Annotated in this window: 17 protein-coding genes; 12 read left to right on the top strand and 5 right to left on the bottom strand. The window is 43.3% G+C overall.

Going from position 1 to position 18,017, the window contains the following annotated elements; translation table 11 throughout:
* Positions 1-57: 57 nt before the first annotated feature.
* On the top strand, positions 58-1,149 hold the full coding sequence (locus tag NQU59_RS16400) for an AraC family transcriptional regulator (RefSeq protein ID WP_257064098.1): 1,092 nt from the start codon (positions 58-60) through the stop codon (positions 1,147-1,149).
* A 287-nt stretch (positions 1,150-1,436) separates the two neighbouring features.
* Here the strand turns inward: NQU59_RS16400 and tauD are convergent, their stop codons facing one another.
* The 4 genes from tauD to tauA are packed head-to-tail and all read right to left on the bottom strand — an operon-like array spanning position 1,437 to position 5,018.
* A complete protein-coding gene (tauD, locus tag NQU59_RS16405; RefSeq protein WP_257064099.1) occupies positions 1,437-2,282 on the bottom strand; it encodes a taurine dioxygenase in 846 nt (281 codons plus the stop codon).
* A 16-nt stretch (positions 2,283-2,298) separates the two neighbouring features.
* Positions 2,299-3,180: a taurine ABC transporter permease TauC gene (gene tauC / locus NQU59_RS16410; protein ID WP_005242849.1), complete on the bottom strand. Its 882-nt coding sequence runs from the start codon at positions 3,178-3,180 to the stop codon at positions 2,299-2,301.
* Complete coding sequence (locus NQU59_RS16415; RefSeq protein WP_005242850.1) at positions 3,177-3,968, bottom strand: taurine ABC transporter ATP-binding protein; 792 nt, start codon at positions 3,966-3,968, stop codon at positions 3,177-3,179. The genes tauC and NQU59_RS16415 overlap by 4 nt, the downstream gene beginning before the upstream one ends.
* Positions 3,969-3,977: 9 nt before the next feature.
* Positions 3,978-5,018 carry a taurine ABC transporter substrate-binding protein gene (gene tauA, locus NQU59_RS16420; protein WP_257064102.1) on the bottom strand — a complete coding sequence of 347 codons (1,041 nt, stop codon included), beginning with the start codon at positions 5,016-5,018 and terminating at the stop codon, positions 3,978-3,980.
* A gap of 406 nt (positions 5,019-5,424) precedes the next feature.
* Between tauA and NQU59_RS16425 the strand changes: the two genes are divergently transcribed.
* From NQU59_RS16425 to NQU59_RS16440, 4 genes are all read left to right on the top strand, one after another.
* Positions 5,425-5,934, top strand: a complete 510-nt coding sequence (locus NQU59_RS16425) for a rhodanese-like domain-containing protein (protein WP_257064103.1) — start codon at positions 5,425-5,427, stop codon at positions 5,932-5,934.
* A gap of 62 nt (positions 5,935-5,996) precedes the next feature.
* Positions 5,997-6,935, top strand: coding sequence for a serine O-acetyltransferase EpsC (gene epsC / locus NQU59_RS16430; RefSeq protein WP_257064104.1), 939 nt, complete (start codon positions 5,997-5,999; stop codon positions 6,933-6,935).
* Between the two features lie 235 nt (positions 6,936-7,170).
* A complete protein-coding gene (locus tag NQU59_RS16435) occupies positions 7,171-8,103 on the top strand; it encodes a family 2A encapsulin nanocompartment shell protein (RefSeq protein WP_004654714.1) in 933 nt (310 codons plus the stop codon).
* A complete protein-coding gene (locus NQU59_RS16440) occupies positions 8,078-10,030 on the top strand; it encodes a family 2A encapsulin nanocompartment cargo protein cysteine desulfurase (protein WP_257064105.1) in 1,953 nt (650 codons plus the stop codon). Before NQU59_RS16435 ends, NQU59_RS16440 begins: the two co-directional genes overlap by 26 nt.
* Positions 10,031-10,075: 45 nt before the next feature.
* Here NQU59_RS16440 and NQU59_RS16445 read toward each other — a convergent pair whose 3' ends face one another.
* On the bottom strand, positions 10,076-10,717 hold the full coding sequence (locus NQU59_RS16445; RefSeq protein ID WP_257064106.1) for a LysE family translocator: 642 nt from the start codon (positions 10,715-10,717) through the stop codon (positions 10,076-10,078).
* Between the two features lie 93 nt (positions 10,718-10,810).
* On the opposite strand from NQU59_RS16445, the gene NQU59_RS16450 reads away from it, so the two are divergent.
* The 7 genes from NQU59_RS16450 to NQU59_RS16480 all read left to right on the top strand — a co-directional run bounded on the left by NQU59_RS16450 (position 10,811) and on the right by NQU59_RS16480 (position 18,005).
* Entirely contained in the window at positions 10,811-11,776 is a 966-nt protein-coding gene (locus NQU59_RS16450) for a LysR family transcriptional regulator (RefSeq protein ID WP_257064107.1), read from the top strand.
* Between the two features lie 231 nt (positions 11,777-12,007).
* Positions 12,008-12,760, top strand: coding sequence for a GntR family transcriptional regulator (locus NQU59_RS16455; RefSeq protein ID WP_257064108.1), 753 nt, complete (start codon positions 12,008-12,010; stop codon positions 12,758-12,760).
* Positions 12,761-12,805: 45 nt separating this feature from the next.
* Complete coding sequence (locus tag NQU59_RS16460; protein WP_257064109.1) at positions 12,806-14,545, top strand: fumarate reductase/succinate dehydrogenase flavoprotein subunit; 1,740 nt, start codon at positions 12,806-12,808, stop codon at positions 14,543-14,545.
* A 10-nt stretch (positions 14,546-14,555) separates the two neighbouring features.
* Positions 14,556-14,801 carry a 4Fe-4S dicluster domain-containing protein gene (locus tag NQU59_RS16465; RefSeq protein WP_005242870.1) on the top strand — a complete coding sequence of 82 codons (246 nt, stop codon included), beginning with the start codon at positions 14,556-14,558 and terminating at the stop codon, positions 14,799-14,801.
* A gap of 10 nt (positions 14,802-14,811) precedes the next feature.
* Positions 14,812-16,221, top strand: coding sequence for an ABC transporter substrate-binding protein (locus NQU59_RS16470; protein WP_257064110.1), 1,410 nt, complete (start codon positions 14,812-14,814; stop codon positions 16,219-16,221).
* 118 nt (positions 16,222-16,339) lie between these two features.
* Positions 16,340-17,182, top strand: a complete 843-nt coding sequence (locus NQU59_RS16475) for an ABC transporter permease (protein WP_257064111.1) — start codon at positions 16,340-16,342, stop codon at positions 17,180-17,182.
* 1 nt (position 17,183) lies between these two features.
* On the top strand, positions 17,184-18,005 hold the full coding sequence (locus NQU59_RS16480; RefSeq protein WP_005242876.1) for an ABC transporter ATP-binding protein: 822 nt from the start codon (positions 17,184-17,186) through the stop codon (positions 18,003-18,005).
* Positions 18,006-18,017 lie beyond the last annotated feature (12 nt).

An 18,017-nucleotide genomic window follows, 5' to 3' on the forward strand; every position in this document is an offset into this window, starting at 1 on the left:
CCCTTTCTCAATTCTTTTTCTAACGGTGTTAAAGCCTGTTGAAAGTTAATCAAAATTATGCGATACCCAACAGGGTTAAAGACACTTTTCTTTGGGGGGCAAAACGGACTTATGCCTAAACAATTCATCAATAGCGCTGAAGCACAGCAGTACATCCCACCAACCATTCTGGCCAGCCTGATTCACTATGCGGAGCAACAGCAGTGGGAGTATGCTGCATGGTTTCAGGATTCAGGCTTGGACATCGCTCACATTCAGCAAACCCAAGGCGTGGTTCGTTTCCCTCAACTATGTGATGTGATACGTCAGGCTATTGCAACCTACCAACAACCCGACCTTGGTTTAAAACTTGGCAGTAGTGAAGGTTTGATTTCAATGGGGATTCTAGGTTTCGCCATGCAATCCTGCAAAACCGTTGCAGATGCCTTAGAAATTGCTCTTCGTTATCATCGAATTTCTGGCAGTGTCTTGAATATCAACTTTTCCATTCAAGGTGATCTTTGTGAATTGGAAGTGACTGAGGCCTCTCCCTGCAATGAACTCACTGCCTTTTTCCATGATGAATTATTTAGCAGCATCATCACCTGTTTAAATGCGATGCTGGGTGATCATGATGATGTAGTGAGCCTTGAGCTCAGCTATTTTCCAAGCGAATACCAAGCACAATATAACGATATTTTTGGCTGCCCAGTCCAATTTAACCGTGATAAAAATATCATGCGTTTTAGTCGTCGCCTGTTGCAGCGCAGCTTAAAAAATTACAGCCCCGCCAACTATGCAACTGCGATACACATCTGTGAACAAGCCCTAAAAGAAATAGACCAATTAAATCAAGTCGGATACGTTCACTTACTTGATCATTTAATTGAACAGCATTTACCTGAACGTTTTGAGATGCAACATGCTGCTGAACAATTACATCTCAGCGAGCGTCATTTAAGACGGCAATTATTAGCAGAGGGCTTGAGTTTTCAACAAATTCGGCAAAATGTATTAGAACGCAAAGCCAAGCAATTACTGGAACAAAACCTGTCGATGAGTGAAATTAGCCTGCAATTGGGTTTTAGCGAATTACGTGAATTCCGACGTGCCTTTAAACGCTGGACCGGACAAGCGCCTTCGATCTATAAACAAGAGGCTCATTTTTAATTAAATAACACTTTGAAAATTTTGGATTAATTGATGCTATCTACCATTTTATATAGAACTGTTCTCAGGAATCACTGGTGCTACAGGTCATCCACAACCTGCGTGAGATTAATCAAACGCCATTTCTGCGATTAATTTAAAGAGATGATGGAAGTAAACAGGTTTTGTGGATGACAATGGTTTTGGTTACTTTTGCCGAAACAAAAGTAACTCCAGCTGAAGGCTTATCCAAAAATAAGATGAGATCTCTGTAAGATTCCACCGAAGCAAAAAATTAAAACTAAATTTTAACTCGCTGCTTGATAAAACGGCACATCACCGTTAATCGTGGCACGATGCATAATTCGATGTGCATCACCATAATCAAATAAAGCCTTATGCTGCGTACAACGATTATCCCAAATCGCGACATCGCCTGCCTGCCACTGCCAACGCAAATGGAACCGTTCATTGGTGGCATGCGCAAATAAATATTGCAACAATTCAGCACTTTCAACCTCATCCAGCTCATTAATACGTGTAGTAAATCCTTCACTCACAAACAAGATGGGCTGGCCTGTTACAGGATGTGTTCTGACCACAGGATGAACAACGGGTGGATTACGCTTAAAGGTGTCTTCCAGTTTTTGACGCTCAACATCATTATGCGCAAAACGTTCAATCGGGAAAGACTGACGAATGTCATGTGTTGCGGTTAAGCCTTTTAACTTCTGCTGCAAGTCTTTATTCAAAGCAGCAAATGCCGCCGCGCCACTTGACCAGAGTGTATCACCGCCTACAGGTGGAATCTTGATGGCTTGTAATACACAGCCCAATGGTGGCTTTTGGCTGAAAGTGACATCGGTATGCCAAAGTTCATTATCACGTAAGTCTTGTTTCCAACTGTCCAATACAATGATTTCAGGCACATCCACGATAGATGGATAGATCGGATGAATATGCAAAGAACCAAAACTACGTGCCAACTCAGCTTGCGCCTGAGGTGCGAGCTGCTGATTGCGGAAGAAAATTACATGATGGTCTAGCAAGGCCTGTTGAATTTGTTGTGTAGTATTTTCATCAGCCGTGTTTAAGTCAACATCGTGAATAATGGCACCGATTGTTGGTTTAATAACTTCAATATTTAAGGTCATCTTTTACTACTCACACTTATAACTGTTGGCCATACCAAGGAGATAATTGCTTCTGTAACCAACGCAAAAACAATTCAAAACTAACCGCGACAATCGCAATCACAATAATGCCGAGAACCACTGTGTCGGTAATCAGGAACTGTGCTGCAGACTGCACCATAAAACCAATGCCTCGATCTGCTGCCACTAATTCCGAAGCCACCAATGTTGACCAGCCCACCCCCAAACCAATACGGATACCCGTCAAGATATGCGGTAAAGCGGTTGGTAAAATCACATGCCAAAACACTTGCGACTGGCTTGCGCCTAAAGACAATGCTGCACGCTCACGGTTGAGCTGATGGCTGAGTACGCCATGGGTACTGCTGATAATCACAGGTGCAAGGATCGAAAAGAAAATCAAAAGCACTTTAGTGGTTTCACCAATCCCGAACCAGATCACCAATAGTGGTAAATAGGCCAAAGGTGGAATCGGACGCAATAACTCAACCAATGGATCAAGCACTGCACGCACCCATTTGTTTAAACCCATCCATAAACCTAAAGGCACACCAATGGCTATCGCGGCAACTAAGGCCAATAAGACACGTGAAATACTTGCTGCCAAGTGTTGCCATAAAGTGGCTTTCATAAAACCTTGCTGGCTGACTTCAAGGAACTTCTGCCATACCGCTTGTGGACTGGGTAAAAACAGGCTTGGGACAATTTTTAATGCGGTAATCAAATACCAAATCACCAAGACACCGAGTACACTGGAAAGACTGAGTGCTAAACTACGATGACGAGTAAAGAAAGCTCCTATTGGACTCAAAAAAGAAGCAGACTGAGCTTGATTCGTCGATTGTAGTTGTTCTGTCTTACTCAGCTCATAAGCTGTATTTTTTGCTTGACCCGTCATACAGCCACCTCATGTCCTGTCTGTTTCTGCGCACGTAAACGTTCAAACAATTGCTCGCGTAATTGGATAAATTTCGGATCAGACTTAATCGCACGAATCGATTCGCCTTGCTTATAACGCGCTGCAAAATCCAGCTTTAAAGTTTCGACAATCTTGCCTGGGCGAGCAGTCATTAGCACCAGTTGATTACTCAGCAATAGTGCTTCCTCAATGTCATGAGTAATCAGGAAGAACGATTTATTTTGTTCAATCCATAAATCCAGCACCAACTGTTGCATGGTTTCACGGGTAAAGGCATCAAGCGCAGCAAAAGGCTCATCCAGTAAAATAAATGCCGCATGGCTGATCAAGGCACGTGCAATCCCAACCCGTTGTTTCATGCCACCGGACAATTCCCAGATATTGGCTTGAGCTACGTGACTTAAACCAACAATTTTTAGAATTGCATCGACTTGCTGCTGAATTTCTTGCGCTTTCAAACCCTTGAGCTGTAAAGCAAAACCGATATTTTCAGAGACATTTAACCAAGGTAACAGCGCATGATCCTGAAATACCACTGCACGGCGCGCATCAGGCGCAGTCACCACTTCACGATCCAGTTTAATCTGACCTGAACTTGGCTGTTGAAAGCCAGCTAAGATGTTGAGTAATGTCGTTTTACCACAGCCAGACTCACCCAAAATCACAGTCAACGTACCTTCTTCAATCTTCAGATTGATATCTTGCAATACAGGTACAGTCTGCTTTGGAAAAGTTAAATGAAGATGCTCGGCAGCTAATACGCTCATTTAGATCTCCTATGGCTGTAAGAAATTGGTGGTCACATTATTTTGATAATCAGGTTTGACTTGATCGACTTTACCTTGGCTCTTTAAAAAAGTTGCGGTATCGAAAATATTCTTGGCAAATTCACCCGATAAAGTCGCTTGCTGTTGCTGACGATCAAGGTACAGATTTCCTGAAAGAAGCAATGGAATATCTTTGCTGTCCGACCCTGTCAACTGAGCAATTTTCTGGATATTCTCCGCATTTTGCTCAAATGCTTTCGGATCTTGGTTATAGCTTTCAATCTGCTTTAAGCTGGTTTGTACAAAGGCTTTTAAGAATTCTGGATTTTTTTCAGCGAAATCTTTACGCACTACCCATAAATCATAAGTTGGTGCACCCCACTCGCCGACTTGTTTTGAGTCTGTTAAGACATGACCACTGGCTTTAACTTTACTCAATGCAGGTTCCCAAACATAAGTTGCATCAATATCACCACGCTCCCAAGCTGCTGTAATTTCAGGTGGGCGTAAGTTAATGATCTTGACTTGATTATCTGCAATATTCCAATGCTTGAGTGCTGATAACAGGCTGTAATGTGTCGTTGAAACAAACGGAACGGCAATAGTTTTGCCAATTAAATCTTGAGGCGTCTGAATCCCAGATTTATTACTCACAACTAAAGCTTCGGAGCCACCTAATTTTGCAGTCACCAAAAATACTTCTATCGGTAAATCACGGCTAGCTGCGGCTGCCAATGGACTAGAACCGATATTACCAATCACGACATCACCAGAAGCAAGTGCATTGACCACATCTGATCCTGCATCAAACTTGCGCCATTGAATTGCTTGATTACTATCACGTTCATAATCACCATTGGCTTGTGCCACTTTGGTTGGATCCACACCCGTTTGATAGGCAATCACCACTGCCTTGTTATTTTTAGACTGAACTGGTGCAGCATCTTTTTGATTTTGATAGACAATAAAAGCAACAATCGTCACAAGGACGATCGCTGTAACAATTAGCGGCTTAACGTTCTTGATGCCCATAATTAAATGATCTTTCAACAATATAGGCTTATGGTATTCGGCTTGCTTTATGATTAAAAATAAGAAAAAGTGAGTTGCTTATTCTTTTATGAGATAAGAATAAGGCTTAGACAATTTATGCTGCTTTTATCATCAATTTTGATATTTTTACTGTTCTTGCATTTAATTTTCCAAGTCACTCTTTTAAATATTTATCCTTTATTTTAATTGAAAAGTAAAATATTTAATCCTGATAATTCTATATTTAAATTAAATAAGCACATTCACTTTAAAATTCAGTTTTAAACTATATTCCCAACAAGTTAATAAAAACCTATTATTTATCAAAAATAGATATATAAATAAATTTTGCTTATTTTCCTGAATATCGAAACAGTCCTAAGATAAAAAAAACATCACGTTGATGTATATAGAGGTTATAAAAATGAATGCTCAATTTGATTCTGCTCAAGCTGTGGAATCCAGCTTTAGTTCTCACGGTTCTTCAAACGATCCACAACATATACTGCAGCGTGCGCAACATTATGCAGAAGAAAATGAGCTTGATTTTACAGGCAGCATTCCTCCTGCTGAAGCCTGGTTTCTTGTTCAACAAGGCCATGCTGTTTTAGTGGATGTCCGTACCAATGAAGAACGTAAATTTGTGGGTTATGTTCCAGAAAGTATCCATGTAGCCTGGGCTACTGGAACATCATTTAACCGCAATCCACGTTTTCTGAAAGAACTAGATAGCAAAGTCGGTAAAGATCAAACCATTTTATTACTCTGCCGTAGTGGAAAACGCTCAGCCTTAGCAGCGGCAGCAGCTTTTAGTGCGGGTTTTGCCCAAGTTTATAATGTGCTGGAAGGTTTTGAAGGTGATTTAAACGAGCAACAACAACGTAATCAAAGCAATGGCTGGCGTACGCATCAGTTACCTTGGTTACAAGATTAAAGCTGCTTTTTTAAGCAATTATTTTACGATTTATTTAATATCTCGTTTTGCAAGGAACTCGCGTGAGCCAATGGAAAATACAGCCTGTCGTGGAAGGCCTACAACAAGCACGACATGAATGGAGAGAGCGTCAACATCGCATCAAAGAATTTGGTGGACGCGAACTGCCATCTAAAGATGCGCTTAAATCAATTTTAGATGATCTGTGTGGGATCTTATTTCCAATGCGGCTTGGGCCGAGTGATCTACGCCAAGAAACAGAAGATTATTATATTGCCTATACCCTTGATCGCGTCTTGAATGAACTGTTTGCGCAGGTCAAGCTGGCTTTAAATTATGAAGCCAAAAGTCGGGTTAAACCCATCCCTGTTTCAAGTAACGAGCGTCTGCTGTACGAACAGCAAGTCGCTTTGGCACAGACCATCGTACAAGATTTTGCCAATACCTTACCTAACATCCGTCGCTTATTGGATGCCGATGTCTGTGCAGCTTATGAAGGTGATCCCGCCGCACATAGTGTTGATGAAGTCCTGCTCTGCTACCCAGGTATTTTGGCAATCATCCATCATCGTGTAGCGCATCAGCTCTATCACAGTGTTCCACTGCTCTCACGCATTATTTCTGAATTGGCGCATTCGGCCACAGGGATTGATATTCATCCAGGCGCCCAAATTGGAAAAGGCTTCTTTATCGATCATGGCACAGGTGTAGTGATTGGTGAAACCTCAGTGATTGGCGAGTATGTGCGCATCTATCAGGCCGTTACGCTCGGCGCAAAACGCTTCGAGCTGAATGAAGATGGGGCACTGAAAAAAGATTATGCCCGTCACCCAATTGTTGAAGACCATGTGGTGATTTATGCAGGTGCAACCATTTTAGGCTGCATCACCATTGGTAAGGGCTCCATTATTGGCGGTAACGTTTGGCTGACACATAGTGTTGCAGCAGGCAGCCAGATTTTACAGTCGCCAAGTGAGTCATTACATAATAGTAAAGTTTAAATTAATGAGTTATTTAAATATTTTTCAGAATAAACAAACGTATATTCAACACTTATATTTATTTTTTATAAATATATTCTTATGAGTAATAAGTAAATAATTTATGATTATTTATCTCATAATAATATTTTTAAAAATACTAAATAGTCACTAGTCTAGTTGAATAAATCATTAAACATTATTGCAAGAAAACCAATTTTATTAACAAAGCCAAAGACAACAGGAAAATTGATTCATGGCAAAAACCACTGATAAAGTCCAACTTGCACTTGGGGACCATGCCGCTAGACAGCTTGCCAATGCCACCAAGACCGTTCCACAACTTTCGACCATTACCCCGCGTTGGCTCACGCATTTATTGCAATGGATTCCTGTTGAAGCAGGTATTTATCGCGTCAACCGTGTCAGCAATACCGATGACATCCAAGTTGCATGCACACAACGTGATGAGGCTACATTGCCCCAAACTTTTGTTGATTATGATGCGCAACCGCGGGAATATTTCTTAAATGGTGTTTCTACCGTTTTGGATATTCATACCCGTGTTGCCGATCTTTACAGCAGCCCACACGATCAAATTAAAGAACAATTACGTTTAACCATTGAAACCATTAAAGAACGCCAAGAAAGCGAGCTGATCAATAATCCTGAATATGGTTTATTGGCCAGTGTCGCAGATGAACAGCGTATCTCAACTTTAAATGGCCCCCCAACGCCAGATGACTTTGATGATTTATTGCGTAAGGTCTGGAAAGAACCAGGTTTCTTCCTTGCACATCCAGATGCGATTGCTGCATTTGGCCGTGAATGTACCCGTCGTGGTGTACCGCCACCAACTGTCAGTTTATTTGGTTCACAGTTCATCACATGGCGTGGTGTCCCACTGATTCCATCCAATAAAATTCCAGTGGAAGATGGTAAAACCAAAATCCTGTTACTCCGTGTAGGTGAAAAACGCCAAGGTGTTGTGGGCTTGTTCCAGCCGGGCTTGGCTGGCGAGCAGTCCCCAGGGCTTTCCGTACGCTTTATGGGCATCAATCGCAATGCAATTGCGTCTTATCTGATCTCACTATACTGTTCATTGGCAGTATTGACTGAGGATGCTTTGGCTGTGCTCGAAGATGTGGAGGTGGACAAATATCATGACTACCCAGTTAACTACAAATAATTTGCAAGGTAGTCCAACGGGTTCTGAAGTGGTCGGTGTTAGCCCACCGTCCAACTTCCCAGATGAAGCAACACTTTCAAGACTCGCCTCTGAATTTTTTGCTGCACTGCCAAGCTCAGGCAGTGGTCACCCTTCTGGTTTGAATTTGGACTTACCTCATGTTGGTGCACCTCCCCACCAACCTCAGCCTGCTGAACCTTTAGCAGCGTTAAGTGGTCGTGCGCCCAATATTGCTTATGAAAAAAGTTTGAACCCTGAATATCCCGAGCATATCCCAAACTATCCCGATTATCCTGAACGTCGTGCGATTGCATCTGCGCCAGTAGTCGGTGGGGCGAACTTGCCTCGTCCACCAATTGAACCAAATTTTCCACAAGCTATTCATAGCTCACCGAATGTGCCTTTGGTTGAACCTTCTCGCCCATCGGCAAGCGAGGCATCACCATTTTATTTTTTAAATGATTTTGCAGCACCCAGCACATCAAATTCTGAATTTGATGCTGCCAGTTTTGCAACAGCACAATCATTTCAATTACCACACGGCGATGCGCTAAAAAGTTTATTGCAGCAAGACCAGCCACGTTCAGCCCAACCCCAAAGTACTGCGTCCTCAGGTTTCTACTTTCTAGATCTACCTCAGAGCAATACAGATTACGGCAATTACCAAGCCTCACAGCCGCAGTTTGTTGCCAATGCCGCTCAGCCCTTGGATATTCAGGCCATTCGTCGTGATTTTCCAATCTTGCAAGAACGCGTCAATGGCCGTCCTCTGGTCTGGTTTGATAATGCAGCAACGACGCAGAAGCCACAAAGCGTGATTGATCGTATTGCCTATTTTTATCAGCATGAAAATTCCAATATTCATCGTGCAGCACATGAACTGGCAGCGCGTGCGACCGATGCTTATGAACATGCACGTAATGTCGTGGCCCGTTTTATTGGGGCAAAATCATCCAAAGAGATCATTTTTGTTCGTGGCACCACCGAAGGGATTAATCTGATAGCCAAGACGTGGGGTGAGCAGAATATTGCTGAAGGTGATGAGATCATTGTGTCGCATCTTGAGCATCACGCCAACATTGTACCCTGGTTCCAACTCACCAAAAAAGTCGGTGCCAAACTCCGTGTCATTCCAGTGGATGATACTGGCCAAATCATTTTGGAAGAACTGCCAAAATTGATCAATGAGCAAACCAAACTGATCTCGATTACCCAAGTCTCCAACGCCTTAGGTACGGTCACCCCTGTGGCTGAGGTGATCAAAATCGCGCATGCCAAAGGGGTGCGGGTCTTGGTTGATGGTGCTCAATCGGTTTCGCATATGCCAACCGATGTGCAGGCAATTGATGCGGATTTTTTTGTATTCTCAGGACATAAAGTCTTTGGGCCAACAGGTATTGGTGCAGTCTATGCCAAACCTGAAATTCTGGAGACCATGCCTGTGTGGGAAGGTGGCGGCAATATGATTCAGGACGTCAGCTTCGAGCAAGTTGTTTATCAACCTGCACCCAACAAGTTTGAAGCAGGTACAGGCAATATTGCCGATGCAGTTGGTTTAGGCGCTGCACTGGAATATGTGGAACGCCTCGGCATTCATAATATTGCCCGTTATGAACATGACTTGCTGGAATATGGCCAGCATGCATTAAGCAGCGTTGCAGGTTTGAGACCGATTGGCACGGCGAAAAACAAAGCCAGTGTCATGTCCTTTACCCTTGCAGGTTATTCAACCGAGCAAGTGGGTAAGGCACTGAATCAACATGGCATTGCAGTGCGTTCAGGACACCATTGTGCTCAGCCGATCTTGCGTCGTTTTGGTGTTGAACAAACGGTGCGCCCATCTTTGGCGTTTTACAACACCACGGAAGAAATTGATTTGCTGGTGTCAGTCTTACATCAACTGAGCAGAAACAAACGCAGTGCTTAACCCCTCTCCAATAAAAAAGACTGCCTCAGTGCAGTCTTTTTCTATTCAGGCAAAGGCCACACTCCAAATCAATCGTAATGCAACTGCACTCAGAATAACCCCCATTACCCGTTCAAAGTACACCCCAAACTCCAAAAAGCGTTTCCGTACAACCGGTTGTGCAAACATGATACTGACCAAAATAAACCATGACGCATTGACCAGACACATCCAGATGCCATAACCAATTTGAACCTTTAACGGTGTGGTTGGGCTAACAATCGTGGTAAAAATCGCCAGAAAGAAAACCGTCGCTTTAGGATTCAGCGCATTGGTTAAAAAACCCATATTAAAGGCTTGGATCAAGCTCGGTTTGCCCAGCGCTTCCCCTGCCAAAATATCCAGATTGGCATTCGGCTGACTACGTAAACATTGCCAGCCCAAATAAATCAAATAAGCGGCACCGACTACGCGTAATACAGACATTAACCAGACACTTTGCTGGATCAGTACCCCCACTCCAACCAAGGTATAAAATACATGTACCGAAATGCCGACACCAATGCCGATTGCAGTGATACAGCCAATTAAATAACCATAACGAACACTCTGTCGTACCGTAATAATAAAATCAGGCCCCGGTAATACAACAGCCATAAAATGGATCAATGCCAAGGCTAAGAATTCATGCCCATATAACTCCCACATTTCATTTATCTCCACACCATGACAATAGAAAATGATTGTATTTCGATTTTCCAAACGCGATAATCCAATAAAAATCAAAATAACTTTTGCCTCATGAGCACAAATCAAAGTCTGGTTCTGTTAAATGAAATGGCTACTTTTGTCAAAGTTGTCGAAACGGAAAGCTTTTCTGAAACGGCGCGTCAGCTCGGTTCCACTCCGTCTGCAGTGAGCCGTGCCATTGCCCGTTTAGAACGCGCTTTAGGCACACGCTTATTGCACCGCACCACACGTAAACTGCGTTTAAGTGAAAGTGGTCAACAGGTGTACGAACGCTGTGTCGACATGGTCAATGCGGCACAGGCAGTAATGGAAAGCTCAGGTCAGTTTCATATTGAACCACAGGGCATTATTCGGATCAGTGTGCCCAAAGCCGTTGGGCATTTTATGCTGCACCCACATTTGCCTGAATTCCTGGCACTATATCCAAAAATTGATATTCAATTGCTATTGGAAGACCGCTATATTGACTTGATTGATGATGGTGTCGATCTGGCGATTCGTATTACCGAACAGCCACCGGGTGGCTTAATGGGACGAAAACTGATTGATATTGATCATTTGATTTGTGCCACGCCTGAATATTTACACAAGAATGGGATACCACAACATCCTCATGATTTAAAGCAGCACCAATGTATTTATTTGGGTGAACAGCCCAATGATTCGAAGTGGAAATTCCAGCAAGAACAGAAATCGATTACGGTGCCAGTCCGTGGTCGTTATGCAGCCAATCATACCGGCGTGCGTCTCAGTGCTGCTTTACAACACTTAGGCATTGCCAGTTTGCCTTACTTCGTGGCACGCCATGCCTTAGAACAAGGCACACTGGTTCAGGTCTTACCTGATTGGCATTTTAAAACCCACTACAGTGGTGGCGCATGGTTGCTCTATCCACCTACTCGTCATGTTCCACCTAAATTAAGTGTCTTCATTCAATATCTGGCGGAAAAATTAGCCGCAGAACCAGTCTTGTTTCAGCAAAACACCCCAAGCGAAAACGATCAATTTCATTTATAAATTTAACGCTAATAGCAAACAACATAAAAATTAATATATTTTAAGATATTAATTTTTATAAATATAAAAAACAAAACGATCCATTCATAAAACAATAAAAAGCATCTTTATTTTTATCTCTCTCAATAGACAATGCACAAAAACAGATATTTTTTGCTGCATAAGTTATTTTTCTTCATTTTGCATAATCGCTAATCTAACAACCAAGTTGTTATAACAAGTTTAAATTCAATGAACCAACCGATTGTAAATAAACTGAGTGGCGAACGCCCGTTGTATGATCAAGTCTATCAAGCCCTGCTGCAGCAGATTGTTGATGGAACTTATCAGATTCATCAGCAGTTACCATCTGAAAAAGAACTGAGTGAATTATTTAACGTCAGCCGTATCACCATTCGTCAGGCACTCAATCAACTTCAGCTCGAACACTTGGTTTACAAGATTCAGGGCAAAGGCACTTTTGTGAGCGCACCGAAAGCCTTTCAGAACATTTCCCAGTTACAAGGCTTTGCAGAAGCCATGACCAATATGGGACATGAGGTGTTTAACGTGGTCAAAGAATTTCGCTTCATTCCCGCTACACCACAAATTGCATCGAAATTAAAACTTTCGCTGAACAGCACCGTGGTGGAAATCAAACGGATTCGCCTGCTCAACCGTAAACCGGTTTCATTTGAACTTACTTATTTACCCGAAGCGATTGGACTAGCTTTGCAGGAGATCAACCTCTCCACGCGCGATGTGTTTTTAGCGATTGAAGAAGATTTATCCATTGCCTTGGGACATGCCGATCTAAACATTGATGCCACCCTTGCCGATGAAGAACTCAGTGAACTACTGCAAGTCGATATCAATGCCCCTCTGTTAAGAGTGGAACGACTGACCCATGATCATACTGGCCACCCAATTGACTTCGAATATCTGTACTTCTCAGGAGAGACCTTCCAATACCGTTTAAGAGTCGATCGAAAAAGAAATACCTAAGGTCATCAACCTTGTGAATTAAAACGCACTCAATAAAGGCACAACATGAATACGATTACACTGGACTATGACATTGTCGTCATCGGTGGGGGAACGGCTGGCCCAATGGCAGCCATCAAAGCCAAAACAGCCAACCCCAACCTGAAAGTTTTACTGATTGAAAAAGCCAATGTGAAACGCAGTGGTGCAATTTCAATGGGCATGGATGGCCTGAATAATGCCATTATTCCTGGCTATGCCACGCCTGAGCAATACACCAAGGAAATTACCATTGCCAATGATGGCATTGTCAATCAAGCTACAGTCTATGCCTACGCCAAACACAGTTTCACCACCATTCAGCAACTGGATCAGTGGGGTGTGAAATTTGAAAAAGATCAAACAGGTGAATATGCCGTCAAAAAAGTCCATCACATGGGCGCTTATGTGCTGCCGATGCCTGAAGGTCATGACATTAAAAAAGTCCTGTATCGCCAATTGAAACGTGCGCAAGTCAAAATCAATAACCGCATCGTCACTACTCGCCTGCTGAAAAATGCTGAGGGAGCGATCAACGGCATACTCGGCTTTGACTGTCGCAATGGTGATTTCTATGTGATCAAAACCAAGGCTGCGATTTTATGTTGCGGTGCAGCAGGACGTTTGGGCTTGCCTGCATCTGGCTATTTGATGGGCACCTATGAAAACCCAACCAATGCAGGTGATGGCTATGCCATGGCTTACCATGCCGGAGCTGAACTCTCCAATCTGGAATGCTTCCAGATCAATCCGCTTATTAAAGATTATAACGGCCCTGCCTGTGCCTATGTGACTGGTCCTTTAGGGGGTTATACCGCCAACAGCAAAGGCGAACGTTTTATTGAATGTGACTACTGGTCAGGCCAAATGATGTGGGAGTTCTATCAAGAACTGCAAAGTGGCAATGGCCCAGTATTCCTGAAAATGGATCATTTGGCCGAAGAGACCATTCAAACTATTGAAGAGATTTTACATACCAATGAACGCCCAAGTCGTGGACGTTTCCATGAAGGACGTGGCACCGATTATCGCCAAGATATGGTAGAAATGCAGATTTCAGAAATCGGTTTCTGTAGCGGTCACAGTGCTTCCGGGGTGTGGGTCAATGAAAAAGCAGAAACCTCGGTCAAAGGCCTGTATAGCGCGGGTGATATGGCAGCCGTTCCACATAACTACATGCTCGGTGCCTTTACCTATGGCTGGTTCGCTGGGGTCAATGCCGCTGAATATGTCATTGAACAAGCTGATTCAGAACTGAATGCCGATGAAATCGAAGCTGAAAAAGCTCGTATTTTTGCCCCTTTGCAACGTCCAGAAGGATTGTCATCCGAGCAAGTGGAATACAAGTTACGCCGTATGGTCAATGACTACCTCCAGCCGCCCAAAACCCGACAGAAAATTGAGATTGCGCTGAAACGCTTTGAGGAAATCAAAGCCGATATTGAGCAGATCAATGCCAGTCACCCACACGAATTGATGCGTGCCGCCGAAGTGGCTGTGATTCGGGACTGCGCCGAAATGGCCGCACGTGCCTCACTCTTCCGTGAAGAAAGCCGTTGGGGACTCTATCACTACCGTGCAGATTGCCCTGAAAAAAACGATCAGGACTGGTTCTGTCATGCCCATCTGAAAAAAGATCAGCACGGCAATATGGTCTGCTTTAAAAAAATGGTTGAGCCCTATCTGATCCCGATTGAGCAAGATGAGGCCAACTCCTACAACCGATTACGGATTAATAAAAAATTAGTGGCTGAAACAGTCAAATAAGGAACATCACATGGCTTTTATTTTTAAAGAAATTCCCCATCGTACTGCCGCCCCCGTATTGGTGGATGAAGACAAATGTATTGCGGACAAGGGTTGTACCGTCTGTGTTGATGTTTGCCCGATGGACTTATTGGCGATTCATCCAATCAGCAACAAAGCCTACATGCAGTTTGATGAATGTTGGTATTGCATGCCATGCGAAAAAGACTGCCCGACCGATGCCATTCAGGTCAACATTCCATATTTACTTAAATGAGGGGAACAACATGAGACTCAACCACTTCGCCAAAAGCCTGATTCTGAGTAGTAGTTTGCTAACGATCTTTAGCTCGGCACATGCAGAAAAGATTCGGATTGCGATTGGTACCCAAGATACCACCATTAACTGTGCTACTGGCGGCTTGCTGATTCGCGAGTTAAATCTACTGCCTAAATATTTGCCCAAAACAGGTAAATATAAAGATGCCCAATACGATATTGTCTGGAAAAACTTTACCTCTGGTGCACCATTGACCAGTGAAATGGTTGCAGGTCGTTTAGATATTGGCGCAATGGCAGATTTCCCAGCAGTCAATAACAATGTCGCTTTTAAAAAGACAGGCAAAGAAAGTATTTTCCTGAGTGTGCTTTCTGGCAGTACCACGGGAAGTGGTAATGGCATTGTGGTTCCGCTGGATTCTGATGTGAATTCCATTCAGGATTTAAAAGGGAAAACCATTTCTGTTCCTTTCGCTTCAACCGCACATGGTCTTTTACTGCGTGCTGTTGCTGCACAAGGTTGGGACCCGAAAAAGGATGTCAAAATTATTGCGCAAGCCCCTGAAGTGGCGGGTCCAGCACTCAAAAGCAATAAGATTGATGCACATGCTGACTTCGTCCCTTTTGCCGAATTATTCCCTTATCAAGGTTTTGCCCGCAAAATCTATGACGGTGCGCAGGCCAAAACCCCCACCTTTCATGGTTCTTTAGCCAGCAAAGCCTATGCTCAACAATATCCAGAAATTATTCAGGCCTATTTACGCGCGACGATTGAAGCCGATCAATTGATCCGTAAACAACCTGAAAAATACAGTGAACTGATCGCAGCTAAAACAGGGATTCCTGCAGAAGTGGTGTATTTATTTCATGGACCTCTCGGTGTACAAACTCGTGACCTGACCTGGAAACCTGAATACAAACAAGCCACTCAAACTGCTGTCGATACCTTGAAATATCTGGGTCGTGATGATGTTGATATCAATGTCAGTCAGTTCATTGATGACCAATACATCAAAAAAGCCTTCCAGAGTGCAGGCTTGAATTATGCACAACAACTCAAAAATTACGCTCAATCCCCTCTGGTTGCCACAGATGCCCTGACGCAAAAACCAATTCAGAATTTTGATCGGGTCACACAGATTTGGGTGAAAGGTGAGGCCAAAGTACGTAGCTATGCCACCCCTGAAACGGCCTTTGCAGATTTAAATAAATTAAAGCAAAGCGGTAAAAACATCCGTGTGGTCTATAACCAAGATCGTCATTTAAGAATCAAATTACTGGCGAATCTGGCATGGTATGCCACCGATAAAAGCGGTCAGATCAGTGCCTTCTTACTGCGTGGTGATGCCAACAATTGGGCCAAAACACATGGCGGCAAAGTCTATGACTTTAATAATGCCCAAAAGTTGGTGAAGTGAACAAATCCCTCCCAACCTCCCTTTAGAAAGGGAGGAGCCTCACGGAGCTTAGTCAGTCTTTAGACTCGTGAAAAGTCCCCTTTTAAAGGGGGGATTTTGAGATTCAGGAGAAAACAATATGAATAGTTTAGCGGATACCCAACCGACTCAGTCTAAGGCAATCCGCCATGTGCTGAAATTTTCAAAAAGTCGTATCATTTCATACAGCTTGAGTACTATGTCACTGGTGTTCAGTCTGGTATTTTGGCAACTGGCTTCACAGCATCATTTAAATTTAGGGCTAATCAATTTTTCCAATGTACCTTCGCCACGAGAGGTGATTCAGTCTCTACTGGCTTTTGCCGAACTGGATACCGCACTTGCTCACGTAAAGGCCAGTATTGCTCGAGTTTTGATTGGTTTCTTACTCGCGTCAGTGATTGGGGTCATTGTAGGATTGTTGATTGGTTATTCCAAAACGCTAGCGGCCCTATTGATGCCACCTCTAGAAATCTTGCGCCCGATTCCTGCGGTGGCATGGATACCCTTGGCAATTTTGATGTTTCCATCATCAGAAGCTTCAATGATTTTCATTACCTTTTTAGGGGCGTTATTTCCAATCTTGCTCAATACCATTCACGGCGTTGAGGCCGTTGATCAACGCCTCATTGCGTCCGCAAAAAGTCTAGGCGCAGGTCAGTTTGCCATTTTGCGAGAAGTGATTATTCCTGGATCTTTACCTAGTATCACCACTGGTCTTGCTATTGGTATGGGCACTTGCTGGTTCTGTCTGGTCACAGCTGAAATGATTTCCGGTCAGCTCGGTATCGGCTATTTCACTTGGGAATCCTTCACCTTACAAAACTATGCAGACATTATTGTTGGCATGCTCTTGATCGGTGCCTTAGGGATGTTCAGCAGTGCTTTTCTGCGCTATCTCGGTAAAAAACTTACCCCTTGGTATCAGTTAAGGAAGGCATAACATGCATCACTACGGTCATATTCATTTAAACAATATCAATCTGCATCTGGGTCAGGATAAACAACGCTTTCAGGCACTGGATCATGTCTCTTTTGACGTTCAGGCAGGTGAATTTGTCTGTTTGCTGGGTCCTTCGGGTTGTGGTAAATCAACATTGCTTGGCGCACTGGCAGGCCATTTGCCGATTAGCTCGGGCACCATGTTACTGGATCAAAAAACTATTGAAAAACCCTCTTCCGATCGTGGTTTAGTATTTCAGCAGCACACGCTCTTTCCTTGGAAAAGTGTGCTAGAGAATGTGTGCTTTGGCTTAAAAATGAAAGGGATTTCCAAGGCCAAAAGACGAGAACAAGCAGTGCAAATGATTGAACTGGTCGGCTTAAAAGGCTTTGAACATAAGTATCCTGCCGAACTGTCTGGTGGTATGCAACAACGGGTTGAAATTGCACGCGTACTGATTAATCAGCCTCGAGTATTGCTCATGGACGAACCCTTTGGTGCATTGGATGCTCAAACACGTTTAAAGATGCAGGAACTATTGCTTGAAATCTGGCAAAGCATTCAAACCTCGGTGCTGTTCATTACCCACGATATTGATGAAGCTTTATTTCTGGCAGATCGGGTCTTGATCATGAGCCATCGTCCGGGACGTATCATTGAAGAAATCAAACTGGATTTTGCACGTCCACGTCATGTTGATTTGGTCACTTCAAGCGAATTTACCCAAATTAAAAAACATTGCATTCAAGTATTAAAACAGGCCACTCAAGCTGAACTCAGCCGGTTAAATCCACTCGGTTTAAATCAGAAAGTCGCTATTTAGGAACAATAAAAG

The organism is Acinetobacter colistiniresistens, assembly GCF_024582815.1.
GTDB lineage: Bacteria > Pseudomonadota > Gammaproteobacteria > Pseudomonadales > Moraxellaceae > Acinetobacter.